The 22,982-nt window shown below is 71.6% G+C and carries 21 protein-coding genes; 9 read left to right on the top strand and 12 right to left on the bottom strand.

The features are described 5' to 3' along the window. Positions 1-83 precede the first annotated feature (83 nt). The 3 genes from ACZ6B8_RS29530 to ybaK are packed head-to-tail and all read left to right on the top strand — an operon-like array spanning position 84 to position 2,322. On the top strand, positions 84-1,055 hold the full coding sequence (locus ACZ6B8_RS29530) for a hypothetical protein (protein WP_471609363.1): 972 nt from the start codon (positions 84-86) through the stop codon (positions 1,053-1,055). Between the two features lie 2 nt (positions 1,056-1,057). After that, on the top strand, positions 1,058-1,804 hold the full coding sequence (locus tag ACZ6B8_RS29525) for an LON peptidase substrate-binding domain-containing protein (protein ID WP_471075509.1): 747 nt from the start codon (positions 1,058-1,060) through the stop codon (positions 1,802-1,804). A gap of 17 nt (positions 1,805-1,821) precedes the next feature. Then, the gene (ybaK, locus tag ACZ6B8_RS29520) at positions 1,822-2,322 is read left to right on the top strand and encodes a Cys-tRNA(Pro) deacylase (protein ID WP_471609213.1); all 501 of its coding nucleotides are present in this window, start codon (positions 1,822-1,824) and stop codon (positions 2,320-2,322) included. A 193-nt stretch (positions 2,323-2,515) separates the two neighbouring features. Here the strand turns inward: ybaK and ACZ6B8_RS29515 are convergent, their stop codons facing one another. From ACZ6B8_RS29515 to ACZ6B8_RS29500, 4 genes are all read right to left on the bottom strand, one after another. Next, the gene (locus ACZ6B8_RS29515) at positions 2,516-3,199 is read right to left on the bottom strand and encodes a DUF2567 domain-containing protein (protein ID WP_471075503.1); all 684 of its coding nucleotides are present in this window, start codon (positions 3,197-3,199) and stop codon (positions 2,516-2,518) included. A 98-nt stretch (positions 3,200-3,297) separates the two neighbouring features. Beyond that, complete coding sequence (locus tag ACZ6B8_RS29510; RefSeq protein ID WP_471075500.1) at positions 3,298-4,119, bottom strand: ABC transporter permease; 822 nt, start codon at positions 4,117-4,119, stop codon at positions 3,298-3,300. Positions 4,120-4,180: 61 nt separating this feature from the next. Next, the gene (locus ACZ6B8_RS29505) at positions 4,181-5,215 is read right to left on the bottom strand and encodes an ABC transporter ATP-binding protein (protein ID WP_471609212.1); all 1,035 of its coding nucleotides are present in this window, start codon (positions 5,213-5,215) and stop codon (positions 4,181-4,183) included. Positions 5,216-5,278: 63 nt separating this feature from the next. Then, positions 5,279-6,532 carry an NYN domain-containing protein gene (locus ACZ6B8_RS29500; RefSeq protein WP_471075494.1) on the bottom strand — a complete coding sequence of 418 codons (1,254 nt, stop codon included), beginning with the start codon at positions 6,530-6,532 and terminating at the stop codon, positions 5,279-5,281. Between the two features lie 310 nt (positions 6,533-6,842). On the opposite strand from ACZ6B8_RS29500, the gene ACZ6B8_RS29495 reads away from it, so the two are divergent. Then, on the top strand, positions 6,843-7,022 hold the full coding sequence (locus ACZ6B8_RS29495; protein WP_355813503.1) for a hypothetical protein: 180 nt from the start codon (positions 6,843-6,845) through the stop codon (positions 7,020-7,022). Between the two features lie 82 nt (positions 7,023-7,104). Here ACZ6B8_RS29495 and ACZ6B8_RS29490 read toward each other — a convergent pair whose 3' ends face one another. Together ACZ6B8_RS29490 and dnaE are read right to left on the bottom strand one after the other, a co-directional pair. Then, positions 7,105-7,350, bottom strand: a complete 246-nt coding sequence (locus tag ACZ6B8_RS29490; RefSeq protein ID WP_471075490.1) for a hypothetical protein — start codon at positions 7,348-7,350, stop codon at positions 7,105-7,107. Positions 7,351-7,436: 86 nt separating this feature from the next. After that, entirely contained in the window at positions 7,437-10,979 is a 3,543-nt protein-coding gene (dnaE, locus tag ACZ6B8_RS29485; RefSeq protein WP_471075487.1) for a DNA polymerase III subunit alpha, read from the bottom strand. Positions 10,980-11,179: 200 nt separating this feature from the next. On the opposite strand from dnaE, the gene ACZ6B8_RS29480 reads away from it, so the two are divergent. The 4 genes from ACZ6B8_RS29480 (at position 11,180) to ACZ6B8_RS29465 (ending at position 15,908) form a co-directional block, all read left to right on the top strand. Next, a complete protein-coding gene (locus tag ACZ6B8_RS29480) occupies positions 11,180-12,508 on the top strand; it encodes a DUF2252 domain-containing protein (protein WP_471075485.1) in 1,329 nt (442 codons plus the stop codon). Between the two features lie 56 nt (positions 12,509-12,564). Continuing rightward, a complete protein-coding gene (locus tag ACZ6B8_RS29475) occupies positions 12,565-13,248 on the top strand; it encodes a hypothetical protein (protein WP_471609362.1) in 684 nt (227 codons plus the stop codon). Positions 13,249-13,292: 44 nt separating this feature from the next. Next, complete coding sequence (locus ACZ6B8_RS29470; protein WP_471609211.1) at positions 13,293-14,111, top strand: thioredoxin domain-containing protein; 819 nt, start codon at positions 13,293-13,295, stop codon at positions 14,109-14,111. Positions 14,112-14,270: 159 nt separating this feature from the next. Beyond that, positions 14,271-15,908 carry an alkaline phosphatase D family protein gene (locus ACZ6B8_RS29465; protein WP_471609210.1) on the top strand — a complete coding sequence of 546 codons (1,638 nt, stop codon included), beginning with the start codon at positions 14,271-14,273 and terminating at the stop codon, positions 15,906-15,908. Between the two features lie 40 nt (positions 15,909-15,948). Here ACZ6B8_RS29465 and ACZ6B8_RS29460 read toward each other — a convergent pair whose 3' ends face one another. After that, positions 15,949-16,518, bottom strand: a complete 570-nt coding sequence (locus ACZ6B8_RS29460) for a dienelactone hydrolase family protein (protein ID WP_471609209.1) — start codon at positions 16,516-16,518, stop codon at positions 15,949-15,951. Positions 16,519-16,561: 43 nt separating this feature from the next. On the opposite strand from ACZ6B8_RS29460, the gene ACZ6B8_RS29455 reads away from it, so the two are divergent. Then, on the top strand, positions 16,562-17,662 hold the full coding sequence (locus ACZ6B8_RS29455; protein WP_471609208.1) for a mechanosensitive ion channel family protein: 1,101 nt from the start codon (positions 16,562-16,564) through the stop codon (positions 17,660-17,662). 18 nt (positions 17,663-17,680) lie between these two features. On the opposite strand, the gene ACZ6B8_RS29450 is transcribed toward ACZ6B8_RS29455, so the two are convergent. The 5 genes from ACZ6B8_RS29450 to ACZ6B8_RS29430 form a co-directional block, all read right to left on the bottom strand. Next, the gene (locus ACZ6B8_RS29450) at positions 17,681-19,267 is read right to left on the bottom strand and encodes a Na+/H+ antiporter (protein ID WP_471075472.1); all 1,587 of its coding nucleotides are present in this window, start codon (positions 19,265-19,267) and stop codon (positions 17,681-17,683) included. Positions 19,268-19,375: 108 nt separating this feature from the next. Beyond that, positions 19,376-19,837: a GNAT family N-acetyltransferase gene (locus ACZ6B8_RS29445; protein WP_471609207.1), complete on the bottom strand. Its 462-nt coding sequence runs from the start codon at positions 19,835-19,837 to the stop codon at positions 19,376-19,378. Further along, positions 19,834-20,775, bottom strand: coding sequence for an RluA family pseudouridine synthase (locus ACZ6B8_RS29440; RefSeq protein WP_471075467.1), 942 nt, complete (start codon positions 20,773-20,775; stop codon positions 19,834-19,836). The genes ACZ6B8_RS29445 and ACZ6B8_RS29440 overlap by 4 nt, the downstream gene beginning before the upstream one ends. Positions 20,776-20,845: 70 nt before the next feature. Beyond that, a complete protein-coding gene (gene lspA / locus ACZ6B8_RS29435) occupies positions 20,846-21,451 on the bottom strand; it encodes a signal peptidase II (protein ID WP_471075464.1) in 606 nt (201 codons plus the stop codon). 78 nt (positions 21,452-21,529) lie between these two features. Beyond that, a complete protein-coding gene (locus ACZ6B8_RS29430) occupies positions 21,530-22,630 on the bottom strand; it encodes a TraR/DksA family transcriptional regulator (protein WP_471075462.1) in 1,101 nt (366 codons plus the stop codon). Between the last annotated feature and the right edge of the window lie 352 nt (positions 22,631-22,982).

Below are 22,982 nucleotides of genomic sequence, written 5' to 3'. Positions count from 1 at the left end.
GTGACCGGCGAGCCCGCGCGAGCGGCTCCGGTTGAGGCGTAAAGGAGGGCACGGTGCTGCGTGCCTTCATCCGCACCGCCCGCATGGTCCGGCACACCCCGCGGCTCGCCGCCGGGCTGCCGCCGGACGACGAGGTGCTCCTCGACGTGCCCGACGAGCGGCTCGCTCCCGCGCTGGTCGCCGCCGGGCGCGGCGAGTACGGCCCGGCCGCGAAGGTCCTCGCCACCACCCGCGAGGCCGCCGAGTGGGAGAACCGCGACCGCTACGCCACCCGGCTCGCGGCGTTCGCCCGCTCCCGCCCCGAGTGGTTCGACGACTGGCTGAACGCCTGCCCGCACGACCCCGACGCGCTGCTGGTCAAGGCCGAGCTCGCCGTCGTCCGCGGCTGGGAGTCGCCGGCCCGCGCCGAGCTGCTCCGCGAGTCGGGCCCGCTGCTCACCGCCGCCGCCGAGGCCGACCCGCGCGACCCGGTGCCCTGGCGGATCGCCCTCGACCACGCCCGCGGCACCCACGCCCCGCACACCGTCTTCGAACAGCTGTGGGAGGAGGCGGTGCGCCGCTCCTCGTACCACTACGGCTGCCACGCCTCCGCCCTGCAGTATCTGTCGGCCGCCTGGTACGGCTCGCACCGCGAGTGCTTCGACTTCGCCGAGCGGGCCGCGGCCGACGCGCTGCCCGGCTCGCTGATCCAGGTCCTTCCGGCGCGGGCCGCCTTCGCGTATCTGACCAGCCCCTCGGGCAAGGTGCCGCGCGAGCGGCTCGACGCGGCGGCGGACCTCGCCATCGGCCTGTCCCGGCAGTACGCGGCCGGCGACCCGTGGCCCGCCGAGGTCCGCAACCTCCTCACCTACGTCCTGGTCCGCCTGGAGCGCTGGGAGGAGGCCCTGGAGCAGCTGCGCCTGATCGGGCCGTACGCGACGTCCTTCCCCTGGGACCGGATGGCCGACGATCCGCTCGGCCAGTTCCTGGAGCTGCGCGACGGCGTACGCATCGAAGTGGCGTCGATGACGCCGTTGCGGCCTCCGCGCGGACCGGGCCGCTCCGGCGACCATTAGGCTTGCCGGTCGTGACCACCCGGCTTCCGCTCTTTCCGCTCAACTCGGTGCTGTTCCCCGGCCTCGTGCTGCCGCTGAACGTCTTCGAGGAGCGATATCGCGCCATGATGCGCGAACTGCTCAAGACGTCCGAGGAGGACCAGCGCCGGTTCGCGGTCGTCGCGATCCGCGACGGCCTGGAGGTGGCGCCGAGCGCGCCCGGCCTCCCCGACCAGACGGCGCTGCCCGAGCACGGCCCCGCCGCCGGCTTCGGCGACGACCCGCTCAAGGCCTTCCACACCGTGGGCTGTGTCGCGGACGCGGCGACCATCAGGGAGCGCGCCGACGGCGGCTTCGAGGTCCTCGCGACCGGCACCACCCGGGTGCGGATCCACTCCGTCGACGCCTCCGGCGCCTTCCTCACCGCCGAGGTCGAGGAGGTGCCCGAGGAGCCCGGCGACGGCGCGGGCACCCTGGCCGAAGGGGTGCTGCGGGCCTTCCGCTCCTACCAGAAGCGGCTGGCCGGGGCGCGGGAGCGCTCGCTGTCGACGGGGGCCGAGCTGCCCGACGACCCGTCCGTCGTGTCGTTCCTGGTGGCCGCGGCGGCCGTCCTGGACACCGCCACCAAGCAGCGGCTCCTGGAGGCGCCGGACACCGCGTCGCGGCTGCGGGACGAGCTGAAGCTGCTGCGCTCCGAGACCGCGATCATCCGCAATCTGCCGTCGCTGCCCGCGACCGAACTCACGCGCGGGACGACGAGCCTGAACTGACGTAAGGCACCGGGACCTTGGCGAAGAAACAGAAGAAGCAGCAGGCGGGAGGCACGCCCGCGACGGTGGCGCTCACCGCGGCGGGCACCCCCTTCACCGTCCATTCCTACGAGCACGACCCCGCCCACCCCTCGTACGGCGAGGAGGCGGCCGAGGCCATGGGCGTCTCCCCCGACCGGGTCTTCAAGACCCTGGTCGCCGAGGTCGACGGGGAGCTCACCGTGGCCGTCGTCCCGGTCGCGGGCTCCCTGGACCTGAAGGCGCTGGCCGCCGCGGTCTCCGGCAAGCGCGCCGTGATGGCCGACCCGGCCGCCGCCGAGCGCACCACGGGGTATGTGCGGGGCGGCATCTCCCCGCTCGGCCAGCGCAAGCGGCTGCGCACGGTCCTGGACGACTCGGCGTCGGCGCACGCCACGATCTGCGTCTCGGCGGGCCGCAGGGGCCTGGAGGTCGAGCTGGCCCCGGGCGACCTCGCGGAGCTCACGGGCGCGGTGCTCGCGCCGGTCGGCCGGGGCTGAGGCGGCCGGGGCTGAGGCGGCCGGGAGCCTTCGCGTACGACGTGAAAGCGCCCTCGACACCGGTCGCGTACGGGACTAGTACCGAGGGCATGTCGAAGAAGACGCGCATGCGGAAGTGGCGGGCGAAGAAGCGCAAGGCCAACCACGGGAGGCGGCCGGCCTGACCGAGCGGCCCGCGGGACACCGCCGGGCCTTACGGGTTCGGATACGTCCCGTCGGGGCGCACGTCGTCCCGGGGCCCCGCGTACGGCATCGGCGCCGGATAGGGCTCGGGGTCCCGCGGACCGAACAGCGCGGTGAGGCCGAGGTGCACGGCCAGCGCGGCCAGCGGCCAGGCCAGGAGCGTGCCCCTGGCCTTCAGCTCCAGCGGCGCGTCGAAGACGACACCCTTGCCGACGGCCTTGGCGTGCGCCACCACGTCCGTCTCGGGCCCCAGCCAGATGCCGGCCTTCCAGCCGAGCAGCGCGCCGAGCAGGCTGCCGACCCCGAGTCCGACGACCAGCGGAATGCCGCCGCGCCTGCTCAGCAGGAACACGACGACCCCGCAGACGAGGCCGAAGCCGAGCGCGAGGAGCGTGAACGTCCCGTCCACGCCCATCGCCTGCTCGCCCTCGGTGTCCTTGAGGTACACCGCCTTGCCGTCGGAGATCAGCGGCACCCGCGGCGCGAGCCACATCCACAGCCCCGCCAGCAGCAAGCCGCTGACGGCCACCACGATCATGATCACCACGGCCCGCAGTACTTCGGTCTTCATGCCGGGACCGTCCTCCAGGTGTCCGTGAGGAGACGTCGCTCCCGACGGCTGCGCGGCTGCCTGCCAGGGGTCGTACGGGGGTTGGTGGTGCGGCGGTTGGGAGGGTGTCAGCGGTGCGGTCACCCCCACATCGTGCCAGGCGCACCCCGCTTCCGGCGGGTGGGCCCGGCGAAAGCGCCGCGCGCCGCCCCTACGCGGCGGTGCGGCGCGTCCGCGCTGCGTCAGCGGACGGCCGCACGGCGGAACGCCCAGGTGGCGACGGCCAGCGAGACCACGCCGACGCCCGCGCAGACCGCCAGGTCGAGCGCGACCACCGCCCAGTCCGGATCCGGCCCGAACGTACGAGCGAAGGCTTCCACGCCGTACGTGGAGGGCAGCAGGTCCCGCGCGTACTGCAGCGGCGCGGGCATCCGGTCGGCCGGCAGCACGCCGAGCAGCAGCGCCGCCGACATGCCCATCTGGCCGAGGAGCGTGGCCAGTTCCGGGCGCGGCGCGAGCAGGCCGAGGGCGGCGCCGAGTCCCGCGAGGGCGGCGCCGGCCAGCGGGATCACCGCGACGAGGACCCACAGGTGGGTCAGCGGGAGGCCGAAGAGCGCGCACCCGACGATCGCCGTGACAAAGGTGCCGGGCACGGTGAAGGAGGCGTACGCGGCCGCGGCGCCGAGGACCACGGCGGCGGGCGGCACGGGCAGGGTGGCGTAGTGGTCGAGCCCACCGTCGGAGCGGAGCTGCCCGAAGTACTGGGCGAGCAGGTTGAGCGCGACGAAGGCGACGACGAGCACGGCGGAGCCGGCCACCACGGCCCGCGCCTCGCCGCCCCCGTCGACGACGCCCCGCATGAGGATCATGATCCCGACGGACTGGAAGGTCGCCACGAACAGCAGCGGTATCCGGGCGACCCGGGCCCGGGACAGCTGGGCCCGGTACACGGCCGAGAGCGCCGGGAACAGCCGGGCCGGGGGCCCGAGGGGCGCGGGGGCCCCGTCCTTCGCCTCGTCACGCCCGTCGACCCGCAGCACGGCCTCGAGGGGAACGGCACTCACCGGGCCACCCTTCCGTCGTCGTCTCCGTCGTCCAAGGTCCTGCCTTCACCTTCGTCCACGCTCACGCCTTCACCAGCCCCCGCCCGCTGCCGCCCAACGCGAGGTAGACGTCCTCCAGGCTGGGCGTGGCCAGCGTGAAGTCGTCGAGCGCGGCGAACGCGGCCCCGCCGGTGACCGCCGCCACCGCGGCCCGCGCCTCGTCGGGGGCGAGCCGCAGGGACCACCGCCGGCCCGACTCCACCGCGCTGGAGCGCAGCGCGGCGACCTCGGGCACGTCGAGCGGCGCCCGCTCGCGCCACACCAGCTCCACCCGTACCTCGTCGGCGACCTGTTCCTTGAGCCCGGCGGGGGTGTCGCAGGCGATGACCTTGCCCTGGTCGAGCACCGCGACCCGGTCGAGGACCGTCTCGGCCTCGATGACGTTGTGGGTGACGAGCACGACCGTCGCCCCCTGGTCGGCCCGGCGCCGGTCGATCGCCGCCCAGACGGCCCGCCGCGCGACGGGGTCCATGCCGGTGGTCGGCTCGTCGAGGACGAGCAGCTGCCGCTCCCCCACCAGCGCGGTGGCGAAGCAGGCGAGCCGCCGCTGCCCGCCGGACAGCTTCTTCAGCGGCCGCGAGGCCAGCGCCGTCAGTCCCAGCTCCTCCAGGACCGCGTCGCGCTCGGCCCGGGCCCGCGGGACCTCGAGGCCGCGCAGCCGTCCGGTCGTCTCGACGGCCAGCGACACGGTCAGCTCGTCCAGGGCGGTGGACTCCTGCCCCAGGTACGCGAGGATCCGGGCGGCCCGCTCGGGGTGGCGCACGATGTCGTGGCCGAGGATCTCGACGCTCCCGCTGTCGGGCCGCATCAGGCCGGTCAGCTGGCGTACGAGGGTGGACTTGCCGGCACCGTTGGGACCGAGCAGACCGAAGATCTCTCCGCGCCCGACCGTCAGGCAGATGCCGTCGGTGGCGCGGATCTCGGGGGTCGCGGGCCTGCCGCGGCGGGCACGGGCGGCGGGGTACGTGCGGACCAGGTCGCGCACCGCGCAGACGGTGTCGGTGCCGTGTTCCTGACGGTGTCCCTGTCGGACTGCCGGTGCCGGGCGCGTACTCACGAAGGACGAGCCTACGGGGTCGGCGGGCACGGGCGACGCCCGGGGCGCCCCGTACGTCCCGTGTCAGTCTCCGGCGCGGTCCCCCGCGGACGCGTGTTCGGCGGCCGTCCGCACGTCGACCTCGCGCCAGAATCCGGCCCGGATCGCATAGCGGTCGTGCTCGTCGATCTGGTCGTCCTTGTGGGCGAGCAGGCCGAAACGGGCCGCATAGCGGAGGAGTTCCCCGTCGATGCGGTGCGGGATCCGGGGGTACATCGTCGACAGCTTCTGGAGGTTGTGCTGCTCCGGGAGGCGCGCCATCCAGCGCCGGGCGAACACCTGTCCGACCTCGTAGGGGTCGCCGCCGACGGTGGTGATGTCCTCCTCGCGGTCGGCCCAGCGCTGCTCGGCCGTGGTCAGCTGGGCGAGGGTGGGCAGGGCGGCGACCTCGGGCCCCTCGGCCGCGCCGCCGGGCCGCTCGACCCAGCCCTTGTCGGAGGACCAGCGCAGGGTGGCGTTGGTGGGGTGCTGGGCGGGGGCCTGGGTGCCGGGGCCGCGCAGGGCGGCCAGGTCCTTGGGGGTGGGCACGCCCTTGCCCGCGGCGATGCGGTGCTCGGCGGCGTGCTCGGTGTCCTGCCGGCCGTTGGCGGCGGGGGCAGTGTGCCGGTCGGGCGCCTCCGTCTCGGCGTGCTGCGCGGCGGCGGCGAGCGCGGACTCCGGCAGCGGCGCGGAGAGGATCGCGGCGATCTCCGGGCGGGGCGCGGGCGGCGGCGCGCAGATGCCGGTGAGCTCCTTGGGGCGTACCGCCTTGGTGATCCAGGCCCGGTCGAGCACGCGCCGCTCGTCGGCCTCCGCGACCAGGTCCTCGGACTGGTTGTAGTCGCCGTCGGCGGCCTGCACGGCCCAGAGGTGGACGGCGACGCCGTGCTCCTTGGCGGCCATCATGCCGGGCAGCAGATCGCCGTCGCCGGTGACGAGCACGACGTCGGAACAGGCGCGGTTGCGGGCCAGCTCGGTCAGTTCGGCGTGCATGGCGGCGTCCACGCCCTTCTGCGCCCAGCGGCCGTCGCTGCGGGTCAGGGCGCCGAGCCGGACCGTCACGCGCGGCATGACGCGCAGCCGCCGGTGCTCGGGCTGCGGCACCCGGTCCGGGGCCCCGTCGAACCAGTAGATGCGCAGCAGGGGGCGCTCGGTGTCCGCTTCCGCGCGCTCGCGCAGGCCCTGGATCAGGGCGGCGTGATCGACGGTGATCCGGGACCTGGACGGTTCGCCCGCGAGGAGACTCGCGGCGGCACCCAGCAGATACCCGGCGTCCACCAGGACGATGCAGCGATCCACGCGGTCCACCCTCTTTCCCAGGAGGTTCCAGAACAGTGCCCGGAGGTCTCTGGACGTTCCCTCGAAGGCCCACGAAGACACCCTGTAAGGACAACGAATCAGGGGTGCGGGTCCGCGTCGGGTTTCCTTCGAGTCTGCCCGACCCGGCGAAGGTTAACGGCCGGAACTCGATCTTCGGCGTGGCGCATCGGCGGAACGTCCGCCGACAGGCCTTATTACGCACGGTAATTCTCTGAAATGCACACTTGTGCCCCATATGTGAGTCTGGTCGCGTCATGGCCCCCAGATCCCCTTCAGGAGGAAGATCACCATGGCCAAGAACAAGAATCGCAAGCAGGGCGGCCAGCAGGACCGCGCCTCGCAGGCCGAGCAGGCGCAGGAGCAGGCCAAGTCGACCGCAACGGAGGCCCAGTCGCCGCTGCAGTCGCAGGCCCAGGGCAGCCCGGCCGATGTTGCTCGTAAGCACCAGCGTCGCTTCGGCCACAACTGACGCACCTGACACAACTGACGCATGACCAGGCACACATGAGGGGCGCACCCGATGCGGGTGCGCCCCTTGCCGTGCGGTGGCGTCAGTCGGTGAAGCCGTGCCGTTCATGGGCGGCCATGAACGTGCTCGGCCGCTGCAGTTCGGAGAGTCCCGGCCGCGCGACCGAGCGGCCGCCCTGGAGGACCGCGTACGCGGCCCGCACGTGCCGCACCCGGTCGGCGAACTCCATCCTCGGGAAGTAGGACCGCAGCGCCAGGCGCGTGGCCTCCGGGGACTGGTGCGTCTCACGCATCAGAAATACGGCCTTGTCGACAGCGGCAGCGTTCACGGCTCTCAACCTCACACGCGAGAAGAAGTAGATGCACTATGCATCTTACTCCTCCCGGTGTCCGTTGTGGATAAGTAAGGGGCAGGTCAGCCCGCCAGGCAGGACGGGCCGAGCAGCACCTTGAGGTCGCCGAAGAGCGCGGGGTCCGGCTTCACGCGGTGCCGGTCGAGCCGCAGCACGGTGGTCTTCTGCGCCCCCTGGAGCTTGATCCGCACCTCGCTGTTGCCCCGGTGGTGGCTGAGGACCTCGCCGAGGCGGGTCACCATGGGCGGGCTCACCTTGACCGTGGGGATGGTGATCACCACGGGCGCGTTGGTGCCCGCGTTCGACAGGTCGGGGACCTGCATCTCCATGGCGACCAGACGCGGCACGTCCTCGCGCTTGTCGAGGCGCCCCTTGACGAACACCACGGCGTCCTCGACGAGTTGCGTCGAGACCAGCTGGTAGGTCGCCGGGAAGAACATGCACTCGATCGAGCCCGCGAGGTCCTCGACGGTGGCGATGGCCCAGGCGTTGCCCTGCTTGGTCATCTTGCGCTGGAGGCCGGAGATGATGCCGCCGATGGTGACGACCGAGCCGTCGGAGAAGTCGCCGCCGGTGAGCTGCCCGATGCCCGCGTCCGCCTTGTCGGACAGGACGTGTTCCAGACCGAACAGCGGGTGGTCGGAGACGTACAGACCGAGCATCTCCCGCTCCTGCGCGAGCAGATACGTCTTCTCCCACTCGTCGGTGGAGAACTCCACGTCGAGCCCGAAGCCGGGCTCGTCGCCGCCGGACTCGTCGCCCATCCCGCCGAACAGGTCGAACTGCCCCTCGGCCTCCTTGCGCTTGACCGCGACCACGTTGTCGATCATCGGCTCGTACTGCGCGGTGAGGCCCTTGCGGGTGTGCCCCATGGTGTCGAAGGCGCCCGCCTTGATCAGCGATTCCGTGGTGCGCTTGTTGCAGGCGGTCGCCTCGACCTTGTCGAGGTAGTCGGGGAAGGAGGTGAACTTCCCCTTCGCCTTGCGCGAGCGGATGATCGACTCGACCACGTTCGTACCGACGTTGCGGACGGCCTCCAGGCCGAAGAGGATCTCGTCGTCACCCTGGGCGGCGAAGTTGTGCACCGACTCGTTCACGTTCGGCGGGAGCACCTTGATGCCCATGCGGCGGCACTCGTTGAGGTAGACGGCCGACTTGTCCTTGTCGTCCTTCACCGAGGTGAGCAGCGCGGCCATGTACTCGGCCGGGTAGTTCGCCTTCAGGTACGCGGTCCAGTAAGTGACCAGGCCGTACGCCGAGGAGTGCGCCTTGTTGAACGCGTAGCCGGCGAAGGGCACCAGGACGTCCCACAGGGCCTGGATCGCCGCGTCCGAGTAGCCGTTCTTCCGGGCGCCCGCCTGGAAGAGGACGAAGTTCTTCTCCAGCTCCTCGGGCTTCTTCTTGCCCATCACGCGGCGCAGGATGTCGGCTTCGCCGAGCGAGTAGCCGGCGACGATCTGCGCGGCCTTCTGCACCTGCTCCTGGTACACGATGAGGCCGTAGGTGAGGCCCAGCGTCTCCTTCAGGGGCTCTTCGAGCTCCGGGTGGATCGGCGTGATCTCCTGGCGGCCGTTCTTGCGCTCCGCGTAGTTCGTGTGCGAGTTCATGCCCATCGGGCCCGGCCGGTACAGGGCCGAGACGGCGGAAATGTCCTCGAAGTTGTCGGGCTGCATCTGGCGCAGCAGCGAACGCATCGGGCCGCCGTCGAACTGGAAGACGCCGAGCGTGTCACCGCGGCAGAGCAGTTCGAAGGTCTTGGGGTCGTCGAGCGGGAGCGAGAGCATCTCCAGGTCGATGCCCTTGCCGGCCCGCACCATCTTGACGGCGTCGTCCATGATGGTGAGGTTGCGCAGGCCCAGGAAGTCCATCTTGAGCAGGCCGAGCGACTCGCACTGGGGGTAGTCCCACTGCGTGATGGTCACGCCGTCGGTGTGCCGCGTCCAGAGCGGGGCGTGGTCGACGATGGGCTCGCTGGACATGATCACGCCGGCCGCGTGCACACCCATCTGCCGGACCAGGCCCTCGACGCCCTTCGCGGTGTCGATGACCTTCTTCACGTCGGGTTCGTTCTCGTACATCCCCCGGATCTCGCCCGCCTCGCTGTAGCGCGGGTGCTTGGGGTCGGTGATGCCGGAGAGGTCGATGCCCTTGCCGAGGACGTCGGCGGGCATGGCCTTGGTGAGGCGGTCACCCATCGCGTACGGATAACCGAGCACGCGCGCGGAGTCCTTGATCGCGTTCTTCGCCTTGATCTTGCCGTACGTGCCGATCATGGCGACCTTGTCGGCGCCGTACTTCTCCGTCACGTACCTGATCACCTCGACGCGCCTGCGCTCGTCGAAGTCGATGTCGACATCGGGCATGGAGACGCGCTCGGGGTTGAGGAACCGCTCGAAGATCAGGCCGTGCGTGATCGGGTCGAGGTCGGTGATGCCCATGGCGTACGCGACGATCGAGCCGGCCGCGGAGCCTCGGCCGGGGCCGACCGCGATGCCGTTGTTCTTGGCCCACATGATGAAGTCGGCGACCACCAGGAAGTACCCGGGGAAGCCCATCTGGATGATGATGTCCATCTCGTACTGGGCCTGCTGCTGGCGGTCCTCGGGGACACCGCCCGGGTAGCGGCGCTCCATGCCGCGCCGGACCTCTTCCTGGAACCAGGTGACCTCGGTGAAGCCGTCCGGGATGTCGAACTTCGGCATCAGGTCGCGCTTCTCGAACATGCCGGTCGTGTCGATCTGCTCCGCGACCAGCAGCGTGTTGCGGCAGCCTTCCTGCCACGCGTCCGAGGAGTCGATCGCGTACATCTCGTCCGTCGACTTCAGGTAGTAGCCCGTGCCGTCGAAACGGAAGCGGTCCGGATCCGAGAGGTTCTTGCCCGTCTGGATGCACAGCAGGGCGTCGTGCGCCGTCGACTCGTGCGCGTACGTGTAGTGCGAGTCGTTCGTCACCAGCGGCGGGATGCCCAGCTTCTTGCCGATCTCCAGCAGCCCGTCCCGCACCCGCCGCTCGATCTCGATCCCGTGGTCCATCAGCTCTAGGAAATACCGGTCCTTGCCGAAGATCTCCTGATACTCCGCCGCCGACTTCAGCGCCTCGTCGAACTGCCCCAGCCGCAGCCTGGTCTGCAGCTCGCCCGACGGACAGCCGGTGGAGGCGATGAGCCCCTCCGACCACTGGGAGATGGTCTCCTTGTCCATACGCGGCCACTTCTGCAGCCAGCCCTCCGCGTACGCGTCCGAGGACAGCCGGAACAGATTGTGCAGACCCGTCTTGTTCGCCGCCCAGATCGTCTTGTGCGTGTAACCACCCGAACCCGACACGTCATCGCGCTTCTGGTGCGGCTGGCCCCACTTGATCTTGCGCTTGTTCCGGCGCGACTCCGGCGCCACGTACGCCTCGATGCCGATGATCGGCGTCACGCCCGCCTTCTGCGCCGAGTGGAAGAAGTCGTACGCGCCGTGCAGGTTGCCGTGGTCGGACATGGCGATGTGCGTCATGCCCATCTCATTGGCCGCGTTGAACATGTCCTTGAGCCGCGCGGCACCGTCAAGCAGCGAGTACTGGGTGTGCACGTGCAGGTGCGTGAAGGGCGGCTTGGTCACGGTGGAAGGCCTCCGGGAAACGCTGGGCTACAGGCTGCGGGCAGTCTGGGGGGACAGCGTGGAAGTCTAATCCGCGGCAGTGACACCCGGCGGGCACTCGGGGGTACGGTCGAGCGTTGGAAGGGGCGGAACATCTGCTCCCCCGGGGCGGATCATCCGTCCCCGTCCCACGCACCACCCGTACCAGGAGGCACCCAGCGATGTCGGTCCCGCAGCCCAGCGCTGAGCAGCGCGGCGAGCAGATCCTCGCCGTCTTCGACACCGCGTTCGGCGAGCTCCTCGCCGCGGACCCCGCCGCGTTCCGGGTGAAGTTCCGGAAGATGGCCGCTTCCGCCTTCGCGTTCTACCGCGGCACGGCCTGCCTCTTCTACGCCGACCAGGAGCGCGAGCAGCACGGCGGCCCGTACCTCGACGAGCGCACCGGCCGGGTGTGGATCCACGGCGACCTGCACGCGGAGAACTTCGGCACGTACATGGACGCCCAGGGCCGTCTCATCTTCAACGTCAACGACTTCGACGAGGCGTACGTCGGCCCCTTCACCTGGGACCTGAAGCGCTTCGCCGCCTCCGTGGCGCTGATCGGCTACAGCAAGGCGCTCAGCGACGAGCAGATCAGCGGCCTGGTGCGGACGTACGCCACGGCGTACCGCGCGCGGATCCACGACCTGGCGACGGGCGCCAAGAGCGACGAGGTGCCGCCCTTCACGCTGGACACCGCCCAGGGCCCGCTCCTGGACGCGCTGCGTGACGCGCGCTCGCTGACCCGGTTCAGCCTGCTGGACTCGATGACGGAGATCCGCGACTTCGAGCGCCGCTTCGCGCCGGGCGGCGGCTCCATCGAGCTCGACGCGGCCACCCGCTACAAGGTGCTCGCCGCCTTCGACGGCTATCTGGAGACGCTGCCGGAGTCCTCGCTGACCCGCCCCGACTCCTACCGGGTGAAGGACGTCGTGGGCCGCCGCGGCATCGGCATCGGCTCCGCGGGCCTGCCGTCGTACAACATCCTCCTGGAGGGCAACAGCGACGCCCTGGAGAACGACGTCGTGATCTACCTCAAGCAGGCCCAGACCCCCGCGGTCTCGCGCCACATCACGGACCCGGCGGTCCGCGGCTACTTCCAGCACGAGGGCCACCGCACGGTCATCTCGCAGCGCGCCCTCCAGGCGCACGCCGACCCGTGGCTCGGCTGGACCGAGCTGGACGGGGCCGGCCAGCTGGTCGCCGAGGTGTCGCCGTACGCCGTGGACCTGGACTGGTCGGACATCGACGACCTGGAGGAGATCACCGCGGTCGTCGCCGACCTGGGCCGCGCCACCGCCGCCATGCACGCCGCCGCGGACGACGAGAGCGGCCACTCGGAGCTGGTGCCGTTCTCCACCGAGCGCGCCATCGACGCCGCCATCGCGGCCGACGAGGAGGGCTTCGCCGGCCTGCTCGTGGACTTCGCCCACAGCTACGGGGCCCGCGCGCGCGGCGACCACCAGATCTTCGTCGACCTGTTCCGCAACGGCCGGATCCCCGGGCTGTAGGCCTGCGGGGCCCCGTCGAGGGGCCCCCACAGGAACACATGGCACACTCCTCGGCGATGGACATATCCGGGACGCACCTCAGGGCCGTGCGCGCGGCGCTCTTCACGGCGCTCGTCGTGACGCTCTCCGCCGCGTCGCACGTGCTGCTGTCCCGCGCCCCTCTGCCGTCGGCCACGGTCGCGGCGATCGCCGCCGCCGTCTTCGCCATCGCCTACGCGACGGCCGGGCACGAGCGGGGCTACGGCCGCATCGCCGCCCTCCTGATCCCCCTGGAACTGGCCGCCGACACGGTGTTCACCGCGGGCCAGCACGTCTGTTACGGCGAGGCGGGCGGCCCCGTCGCGGGCCCGCTGCGCGCCGTCGGCTTCGACGTGCTGTGCGGCGGCGCCCCCGTCGGCACCCCGCTGGCCCGGATGACCGCCGAGGGGCACGGCACCGCCTCGCTCCTCGCCGACATGGACCCGGGCGCCGCCTGGCTGCTGCTCGGCGCGCACATCGGAGTGGGCCTCCTCGCGGCGGCCTGGCTGCGGCGCGGCGAGCGGGCACTGGCCCAGCTGCTGCGCGCGGTCGGCGCGGCGACGTTCCGGCCGCTGCTGCTCGTGGTCGCCATGGTGACCGCGCCGCGCCCGCCCATGCGGCGCCTGCCGCGCCCCGAGCGCCGCGCGCGCATCACGCGCACGCGCCTGCTCGTGCACTTCGTCGGACGGCGTGGACCGCCGTGCTCGGCCGCCTTCGCCTGAGCACCGCAACCCCTTACGCAGTCACGCACCCGGAGAAGAAGATCATGAGCAAGCGCAACAGCCAGGCCGCCAAGTCCGCCGCCCGTGAGCGGATACGCGCCCAGCAGGAAGCCGAGCGCAAGCGGGAGAAGCGCAAGCGGGCCGCCATCGTCGGCGTCTCCATCGTCGCCGTCCTCGCCATCGCCGGCGGCGTCGGCTACGCCGTCATGCAGTCGAACAAGCCCGGTTACTGGGAAGAGGCCAAGGACGCCAAGCTGGTCAAGCCCGCGAACACCGCGGGCGAGAACGGCACGACGGTCGTCCTCGGCAAGGAGTCCGCGAAGAAGACCCTGAAGGTGTACGAGGACCCGCGCTGCCCCGTGTGCGCCGCCTTCGAGCAGACGGTCGGCCCGACCGTCGAGAAGGACATGAAGGACGGCAAGTACAAGATCGAGTTCATCGGCGCCACCTTCCTCGACCGCAACATCCCGGGTGAGGGCTCCAGGAACGCCCTGAGCGCGCTCGGCGCGGCCCTGAACGTCAGCGACGACGCCTTCCTCGAGTACAAGAAGACCCTGTTCTCGGCCGACGTCCACCCCTCGGAGCAGGACGACAAGTTCAAGGACGACGCGTACCTCCTGAAGGCGGCCGACAAGGTGCCCGCGCTCAAGACGAACACCGCCTTCAAGAAGGCCGTCAAGGACGGGACCTACGACCGGTGGGCCCTGGAGATGTCGAAAAAGTTCGACGACAACAAGGACGGCGTCGAGGGCACGCCCTCCTTCGTCATGGACGGCAAGCAGCTGACCGGCCCCGGTTCGAAGAACGCGCCGAGCACGGTCAAGGACTACAAGACCGCGATCGACAAGGCCCTCAAGGGCTGAACCGGCCGGTGGCCCGGGTGAACCGGGCGGACTGACGCACCACACCGCGCGCCGAGGCGGCGGGTGGCGAAAGGGCGGGCGAACTCCTGGAGTTCGCCCGCCCTTTGTGATGACCGGTCAGTAGGGTGATCGGCTGTGACCAGTCGATCGATCGCAGACATGTCCGACGGCCCCCTGACGCCGCGCCGCCGCACCGTCGTCAAGGCCGCCGCAGCCGCCACCGCCGTCCTCGGCGCCCCGCTCGGCGCGATACCCGCGCACGCCGCCGAGGGGCCGGCGTTCCACCACGGGGTGGCCTCCGGGGACCCATTGCCCGACGGTGTCCTGCTGTGGACCCGGGTGACGCCCGTCCCGGACGCCGTGCCCGGCTCCGGCAAGGGCCCGGACACCGCGGTGAGTTGGGAGGTGGCCGAGGACAAGGGCTTCACCCGGGTCGTCGGCCGGGGCAGCATCACCGCGCGGGCGTCCGCCGACCACACCGTGAAGGCCGACGTAAGGGGCCTGCGCCAGGCCACCACCTATTACTTCCGGTTCTCCGTGGGGGACGTCCGCTCCCCCGTGGGCCGCACCCGCACCACCCCCGCGCCCGACGCCTCCGCCCACGGCGTCCGCTTCGGCGTGGTGTCCTGCGCCAACTGGGAGGCGGGGTACTTCTCCCCGTACCGCCACCTCGCGGCCCGCACCGAGCTCGATGCGGTGCTGCACGTCGGCGACTACATCTACGAGTACAAGAGCGGCGAGTACCCGGCCGCCGAGTACGTGGTGCGCCCGCACGAGCCGAAGCACGAGATCACCACGCTCGCCGACTACCGCGTCCGGCACGGCGTCCACAAGACCGACCCCGACGCGCAGGCGATGCACGCCACGCACCCCGTCATCGCCATCTGGGACGACCACGAGTTCGCCGACAACGCCTGGTCGGGCGGCGCGGTCAACCACACCGACGGCACGGAGGGCAGCTGGGCCGCGCGCATGGCCGCCGCCAAGCAGGCCTACTTCGAGTGGATGCCGGTGCGCCCCTCCACCGAGGGCACCGTCTACCGCCGCGTCCGCTACGGCAAGCTCGCCGATCTGCACCTGCTCGACCTGCGGTCCTTCCGCTCCGTGCAGGCGGGAGCGGGCAGCGGCTCCGTCGACGACCCGGACCGTACGATCACCGGCCGCGCCCAGCTCGACTGGCTGAAGGCGGGCCTCGCCGCCTCGGACGCGGCCTGGAAGCTGGTCGGCACCTCGGTGATGATCTCGCCGGTCGCCTTCGGCTCCCTGCCGGCCCACCTGCTGAAGCCGCTCGCGAAACTGCTCGGACTGCCCGAGGAGGGCGTGGCCGTCAACACCGACCAGTGGGACGGCTACACCGACGACCGCAAGGAGCTCATCGCCCACCTGCGCGACCGGAAGATCCAGAACACCGTCTTCCTGACCGGTGACATCCACATGGCCTGGGCGAACGACGTGCCGGCCAAGGCGGCCACGTACCCGCTCTCCGCCTCCGCCGCCACGGAGTTCGTGGTCACGTCGGTGAGCTCCGACAACGTCGACGACCTGCTGCACGTCGCCCCGCACACGCTCTCGCTGGTGGCCGTCGGCGCCATCAAGGCCGCCAACCGCCATGTGAAGTGGCTGGACATGGACTCGCACGGCTACGGGGTCCTCGACGTCACCGCCGAGCGCTCGCAGATGGACTACTACGTGATCTCCGACCGGGCCGACCCCGCGGCGACCTCGTCCTGGGTCCGTTCGTACCGCACGCTCAGCGGCACGCAGAAGGTCGAGCGGGCGGACGCGCCGGTGCGCTGAACCGGGAGGCGTGGCCCCGAGCGGCTGCGGGCAGCGTCGCTCAGAGCGTGTCCAGGAAACCGAGCGCCGTGCGCCACGTCGCCTCGGCGGCCTCCGCGTCGTAGTCGTCCAGGTCCGGGTCGGTGTAGAGGTGTCCGGCGCCCGCGTAGCGGTAGACCTCCACATCGGCCCCCGTCCGCCCCATCCGCAGGTACCAGGCGCTCAGCCAGTCGTCGGACTCGAACGGGTCCGGCTCGGCGACGTGCAGCTGCACCGGCAGCTCGTCCACCGACGCGTTCTCCGCGATGTCGGAGGTGCCGTGCAGGAGCAGCAGGCCGCGGGCGCGCGCGTCGCCGAGGGCGAGGGTCTGCGCGGTCGCGGCGCCGAGGGCGAAGCCCGCGTAGACCAGACCGCGCTCCGAGTAGGGCGCGGCGGCGAGGATCGCCCGCTTCAGGAGCTCGTCCTTGCCGAGCTCCTCCTGGAAGGCCCTTCCCTCCTCGACGTCGTCGAAGACGCGGCCCTCGAAGAGGTCCGGGGTCCACACCTCGTGCCCCGCGGCGCGCAGGCGGTCGGCCGCCGCGTGCACCGCGGGCCGCAGCCCGTACGTCGAGTGGAAAAGCATGATGTTCATGGGGCCATCGTGCCATTCGGCCCGGCCCACTACCCTCGGCGGCATGGAGAACGTACTGCGCCCGTTGATCGTGGTCGGCGGCTCGGTCGTGCTCACGGTGATCGTCGGCTGGCTGGTCGACGTGCTGTTGCGCAGGGCCGACGAACGACACCACGAGACCCCGCTGTGGGGTCTGCTCCGCCGTGGCCGCGTCCCCCTGCAAGTCGTCCTGTGCACCGCGCTGCTGAGAGGCTCCTACGGCCAGGCCAAGCTCGCCAAGGACCACTCGGCGCTGATCGGCCGTACCCTCACCCTCGTCCTCATCGGCTCCACCGCCTGGCTCGTCGTACGGATCGCGGCGGCGATCGTCGAGTCGTCGTACGCGCGCTACGCCGCCATGCACCGGGACCCGGCCCGGGTCCGCCGGGTCCGCACCCAGGTGACCCTCATCCAGCGGGTGGTCACCGCGATCGTCGGTGTCGTGGCCGTCGCCGCGATGCTGCTCACCTTCCCCGCCATGCAGGCGGCGGGCGCCTCGCTGCTCGCCTCCGCCGGCATCCTGGGCATCGTCGCCGGTGTCGCCGCCCAGTCCACCCTCGGCAACCTCTTCGCCGGGCTGCAGATCGCCTTCGGCGACATGGTGCGGCTCGGGGACACGGTGGTGGTGGACGGCGAGTGGGGCACGGTCGACGAGATCACGCTGACCTTCCTGACCGTCCGGACCTGGGACGAGCGCCGGATCACCATGCCCGTGTCGTACTTCACGGCCAAGCCCTTCGAGAACTGGTCGCGGGGCGGCGCGGAGATGACCGGCACCGTCTTCTTCCAGCTGGACCACTCGGCGCCGATCTCGCTGATGCGCGAGCAGCTCCACGACATCCTGCGCGACTGCGCGGCGTGGGACGGCAGGGACTGGGGCCTCGCGGTCACGGACACCATGCCGAGCACCATCGAGGTCCGCGCCCTGGTCACCGCGAAGGACGCGGACGACATATGGACGGTGCGGGTCACGGTGCGCGAGCAGATGATCCGCTGGCTCACCGAGCACCACTCCTACGCGCTGCCGCGGGTCACCACCGTCTCGGCTGTCGAGCCGCTGTCCAACGGCCACCGGTTGCGGTACGAGCCGCTCCCGCCGGACCTGCCGCGCACGGGCCGCGGCTGAGGCCGGCCCGCCCGGTGCTCAGCGCAGGCTGCGAACGTCGAGGTGGCGCAGGACCCGGTCGACGACCTCCGGGTCGGCGCCGGGTTCGCTGCGCGCGGCGAGCACCTCGTGGCGGGCGGCCGACATCATGTCGCGCTGGATGCGCTGGACGGCCTTGAGGCGGTCGACGCGCTTGGCGTACCGGGCGCGCCGCTCGTCGTCGAGGAGGTCCGGGCTGATCCTGGCGCCGATGTCGAGCGCGCCGCGGTGCAGCCGCTCGGAGAGGTCGTCGGGGAGCTCCTCGACGTCCTCGATCTCCTTGAGGCGCCGCTTGGCGGCCTTGGCCGCGCGCAGCGCGAGCCTCCGCTCCAGCTCGCGCTCCGCGTCGGCGTCCGCGCGGACGTTGAGCTTGCGGACCAGCCAGGGCAGGGTGAGCCCCTGGACGACGAGGGTCGCCATGATCACGCAGAAGGCGATGAAGATGATCTCGTCACGGGCGGGGAACGGACTCCCGTCCTCCGTCTTCAGCGGAATGGCGAGGGCCAGCGCGACGGAGGCCACGCCCCGCATCCCCGACCACCACATCACGACGGTCTCGCGCCAGGTGGTCGGGATCTCCTCGTCGACGTCCCGCCGCTTGTGCAGCCGCTTGGCCAGCCAGGTCGCGGGCAGCAGCCAGAGCAGTCGGACGCCGACCACGACGGCGACGATCGCCGCGCCCCAGCCGTACATCTGCCACTGGTGGCCCTTCGCGATGCCGAAGACGTTGTGCAGTTCGAGGCCGATGAGGCCGAACGCGATGCCGGTGACCAGGGTGTCGACGATCTGCCAGAAGGTCTGCCCGGTGATCCGGCCGAGCACGTCGTCGGCGTCGACGGCGTTCTCCGCGAGGTAGAGGGCCGTGGTGAGGACGGCGAGCACGCCGGAACCGAGCAGCTCCTCGGCGAGCACATAGCTGACGAACGGCACGAGGAGCGTCAGGCCGGTCTGCAGGGTGGCGTCGCCGAGCAGCCCCATCAGCTTGTTGGTGAGCCAGCCGAGCACCAGGCCGACGAGGACGGCGACCACGCCGGACAGCACGAGCAGGCCCACGGCGGACGGCAGCGAGAAGGTGCCGCTCACCGCGGCCGCGATGGCCACGTGGTAGAGCACGATCGCCGTGACGTCGTTGAAGAGCCCTTCGCCCTCCAGGATCGACACCAGTCTGCGCGGCAGCCCGAGGGACCCCGCGACGGCGGTCGCGGCGACCGGGTCGGGCGGCGCCACCAGCGCCCCGAGCGCCACGGCCGCGGCGAGCGGCAGCCCCGGCACTATGGCGTTGGCCATGGCCGCGACCGCGGCCGTCGTCACGAACACCAGCGCCACGGCGAGCAGGAAGATCGGCCGGATGTTGGCCGTGAACTGCCGCCAGGAGGTGCGCTGCACGGAGGCGTAGAGCAGCGGCGGCAGGACCAGCGGAAGGATGTAGTCGGGCGGGATCTCGACGTTGGGCACGAACGGCAGCAGCGCCATGCCGATCCCCGCCAGCGTCATCAGGACCGGCGCGGGCAGCCCGAGCCGGTCACCCAGCGGAACCGTGATCACGGCACCGAGCAGCAAGATGAGCACCAGCGCCAGTTGGTCCACGGTGTGCACTCCGGGTCGGGATTCGGACGATCAAGACCTCAACCCTGCCACGCAATCACCGCCAACCGGACCAATGCCCCTCGACGCCTTCGCGCGGCGGCGTCGCCGTCAGCGGTCCAGCGGCTTGCGCATCGCCCGGTGCGGGATCCCCGCGTCGGGGAACTCCGGTCCGTACACCTCGTACCCCAGGCGTTCGTAGAAACCCAGGGCGTGTGTCTGCGCGTGCAGGTCCACGGCGGTCAGGCCGCGCGCGCGAGCCGCGTCCTCGATGGCGCGGACCAGGGCGGCCCCCACGCCGAGCCCGCGCGCGGCCTTGGTCACCGCGAGCCGGCCGAGGGCGCCCACTTCGGCGTCCCCGCCGTTCTTCGCGGCGGCGGCCGCGCCGGTCAGGAGCCGGCCGGTGCCCAGCGGGACACCGTCCTCGCGCACGGCAAGGACGTGCACCGCCCCGGCGTCGTACTCCAGCTCTTCCGGCACCTGCTGCTCGGCCACGAAGACGTCCTTGCGGACCGCGAAGCAGGCCTCGATGTCGTCGGTGTGCTCCGCGACCCGGACGGTCACCGCGGTCATGAGCTCTCCGCCCGCACCCGGTCGAGCGCCTGCTGCAGGTCGTCGGGGTACTGGCTCTCGAATTCCACCCACTGGCCGTCCCCCGGGTGCTCGAAGCCGAGCCGGACGGCGTGCAGCCACTGGCGGGTGAGGCCGAGGCGCTTGGCGATGGTGGGGTCCGCGCCGTACGTCAGGTCGCCCACGCAGGGGTGCCGGTGCGCCGCCATGTGCACGCGGATCTGGTGGGTGCGGCCCGTCTCCAGCTTGATGTCGAGCAGCGAGGCCGCCCGGAACGCCTCGATGAGGTCGTAGTGCGTCACGGAGGGCTTGCCCTCGGCCGTGACCGCCCACTTGTAGTCGTGGTTCGGGTGGCGGCCGATAGGGGCGTCGATGGTGCCGCTCATCGGGTCGGGGTGGCCCTGGACCAGCGCGTTGTAGCGCTTGTCGACCGTGCGCTCCTTGAACTGGCGCTTCAGGGAGGTGTACGCGCGCTCGGACTTGGCGACCACCATCAGACCGGAGGTGCCGACGTCCAGGCGGTGCACGATGCCCTGGCGCTCGGCGGCGCCGGAGGTGGAGATCCGGTAGCCCGCGGCGGCGAGGCCGCCGATCACGGTCGTGCCGGTCCAGCCCGGGCTCGGGTGCGCGGCCACGCCGACCGGCTTGACGATCACGACGATGTCGTCGTCGTCATGCACGATCTCCATGCCCTCGACGGGCTCGGCGACGATCTGCACCGGAGCGGGCGCCTGCGGCATCTCCACTTCCAGCCAGGCGCCGCCGTGCACCCGCTCGGACTTGCCGACCACCGAGCCGTCGACCGCGACCTTCCCCGCCGCGGCGAGCTCGGCGGCCTTCGTACGGGAGAACCCGAACATGCGCGAGATGGCGGCGTCGACGCGCTCGCCCTCCAGGCCGTCCGGCACGGGCAGGGTTCGGATCTCGGGAATCGTGCTCACCCATTGAGTATGCAGGAGCCCACCGACACTCCCGCACCACAGGCCCGCGGACCGCCCGGGGCCCGGGCCCTCAGTCCTTGTGGACCGTGCCGTCCGGGTCGAGGCCGCGGAAGGAGAGCAGCACGATCAGGATGCCGCCGCAGACGATCGCCGAGTCCGCGAGGTTGAAGACCGCGAAGCCCTTCGGGGCGATGAAGTCCACCACCGCGCCCTCGAAGACGCCGGGCGCGCGGAAGAGGCGGTCGGTGAGGTTGCCGAGCGCGCCGCCGAGCAGCAGGCCGAGCGCGATGGCCCAGGGCAGGCTGTACAGCTTGCGGGCGAGCCGCGCGATCACCACGATGACCGCCGCGGCGATGCAGGTGAAGATGATGGTGAAGGCCTCGCCGAAGCCGAAGGCCGCGCCCGCGTTGCGGATGGCGGAGAGCCGCAGCCAGTCCCCGAGGAGCTCGATCGAGTCGTGGTGCTCCAGCTTCGCCACCACGATCATCTTGCTGACCAGGTCCAGGGCGTACGCGACGACGGCCACCGCGAACAGCACGGCGATCCGGCGCCTGCCCCTGCCCGTGCCCTTGTCCGCCGGGCCGTCCTGATCCGCGGCGGCACCGGACTGCTCCGGCTCCGCCCCGGCCTCCTCGGGGATGTCCGGCGTACCGATGATGCGCTCCGCCTCTGCCACGTGAGTCCCTCGACCTAGGTACCTGACTGGGGACGAGGGTACGGCACACGCGTACGGTCCCCGGCGCCCAGGCCGGGCTCAGTAGCGGCGTTCCTGCTTCTGCTTGCACTCCACGCACAGCGTCGCGCGCGGGAAGGCCTGCATCCGCGCCTTGCCGATCGGGTTGCCGCAGTTCTCGCAGAGCCCGTACGTCCCGGCATCGAGCCGCTCCAGGGCGCGCTCGGTCTGTTCGAGCATCTCGCGCGCGTTCGCCGCCAGGGACATCTCGTGTTCGCGCGTGATGTTCTTCGTGCCGGTGTCCGCCTCGTCGTCGCCGGCCCCGTCGCCGGAGTCCCGCATCAGACCCGCGAGGGCCTCCTCGGAGGAGGCGATCTCGCTGCTGAGCCGCAGCGCCTCGCTCTGGAGGTCCGTGCGCGCCTCCGCGACCTCTTCCGGGGTCCACGGGTCCTCGCCGGGCCGGACCGCGAGCTCGCCGGGCTCCGCCGCGGTCCCGCGCGCCTTGGGCACCGCCGTCGCCGTCTTCGCCGCTGTCGCCGTGCCCGGAGTCTTCTTCGCAACCACCGTCGTGGCTCCCGTCGTCTCCGCGGCCTCCGCCGCGCCCTCGGCCGCGGACGCGGCCGTCTCCTTGACCGTGCTGGTGCTCTTCTTGGCGGCGCTCTTCTTGGTCGCGCTCTTCTTGGTCGCGCTTTTCTTCGCAGCGGCCTTCTTGGCCGGAGCCTCTGCCGGAGGCGCGGCTTCCGCCGGGGCCTTCTCGGCAGGTGCCTTCTTGGCCGCCGTCTTCTTCGCGGCCGTCTTCTTGGCGGCTGTCTTCTTGGCGGCTGTCTTCTTGGCGGCGGCCTTCGCCGGCGGGACCGCTGAGGTGGCCGTCTCCTCGGCCGCAGCCTCCTCGCTCCCGCCGGCCTTGGCCGCCGTCTTCTCGGCGACCGCCTTCTTGACCGCGGTCTTCTTGGCCACCGCCTTCTTCGCCTTGGCGACCGCCTTCTTCGCCGCTGCCTTCGGCCCGGCCGGCCCCGCCTCCTCCGCCGGGACCTCGCCGGCCGCCCGCGCGGTGTCGGACACCTGCGCCGCCTTGGCCCCGTGTGTGCTCTTCTTGCCGCTCACATCCTTGGACGTCGCCGCGGCCGCCCCGGTGGATCTGCCGGACGCCGACTGCTGTACGGCGGTCTTCTTCGCCACCATGGCCGCGGCCCCTTCACATATTGTGATCTTGCACGCGAATCGTGCTGGGACGATAAATCGACTCCAGGCCCGCGGCAACGGGGCACGCCGCCCGATCCACCCACCCCGCGGGGAGCGCGCGGCGAGTCTGCATGCGTTGTGCCCAGCTCCCCGCCGGGTAATCCGCCGCCCGGCGCCCGCCCGGAACCCGCCGGCCCGCATATCGCCATTCGGGTCAGCACGCCCCCGGTCCCCCACCCGCCCCACGGCTCCCGGAAAAGCGGTCGGCCGCGCCCGCACCGGCGCCGTACACTGGGCGGCAGCGAGAAGCGTGGATGGGGACGAGTAGCGGCGTACGCAGCCATGAGCGACC

The sequence above is a fragment of the Streptomyces sp. NPDC041122 genome, assembly GCF_055592445.1.
Note: the sequence above shows the minus strand (reverse complement) of the source record. Positions and strands in the feature narration are given on the sequence as shown.

Excerpts from the sequence above, each read along its gene's own strand:
- ACZ6B8_RS29530 (WP_471609363.1), top strand. The coding sequence starts at position 84 with ATGGTCCGGCACACCCCGCGGCTCGCCGCCGGGCTGCCGCCGGACGAC.
- ACZ6B8_RS29495 (WP_355813503.1), top strand. The coding sequence starts at position 6,843 with ATGGCCAAGAACAAGAATCGCAAGCAGGGCGGCCAGCAGGACCGCGCC.
- ACZ6B8_RS29480 (WP_471075485.1), top strand. The coding sequence starts at position 11,180 with ATGTCGGTCCCGCAGCCCAGCGCTGAGCAGCGCGGCGAGCAGATCCTC.
- ACZ6B8_RS29475 (WP_471609362.1), top strand. The coding sequence starts at position 12,565 with ATGGACATATCCGGGACGCACCTCAGGGCCGTGCGCGCGGCGCTCTTC.
- ACZ6B8_RS29470 (WP_471609211.1), top strand. The coding sequence starts at position 13,293 with ATGAGCAAGCGCAACAGCCAGGCCGCCAAGTCCGCCGCCCGTGAGCGG.
- ACZ6B8_RS29465 (WP_471609210.1), top strand. The coding sequence starts at position 14,271 with ATGTCCGACGGCCCCCTGACGCCGCGCCGCCGCACCGTCGTCAAGGCC.
- ACZ6B8_RS29460 (WP_471609209.1), bottom strand. The coding sequence starts at position 16,518 with ATGAACATCATGCTTTTCCACTCGACGTACGGGCTGCGGCCCGCGGTG.
- ACZ6B8_RS29455 (WP_471609208.1), top strand. The coding sequence starts at position 16,562 with ATGGAGAACGTACTGCGCCCGTTGATCGTGGTCGGCGGCTCGGTCGTG.
- ACZ6B8_RS29445 (WP_471609207.1), bottom strand. The coding sequence starts at position 19,837 with ATGACCGCGGTGACCGTCCGGGTCGCGGAGCACACCGACGACATCGAG.
- ACZ6B8_RS29430 (WP_471075462.1), bottom strand. The coding sequence starts at position 22,630 with ATGGTGGCGAAGAAGACCGCCGTACAGCAGTCGGCGTCCGGCAGATCC.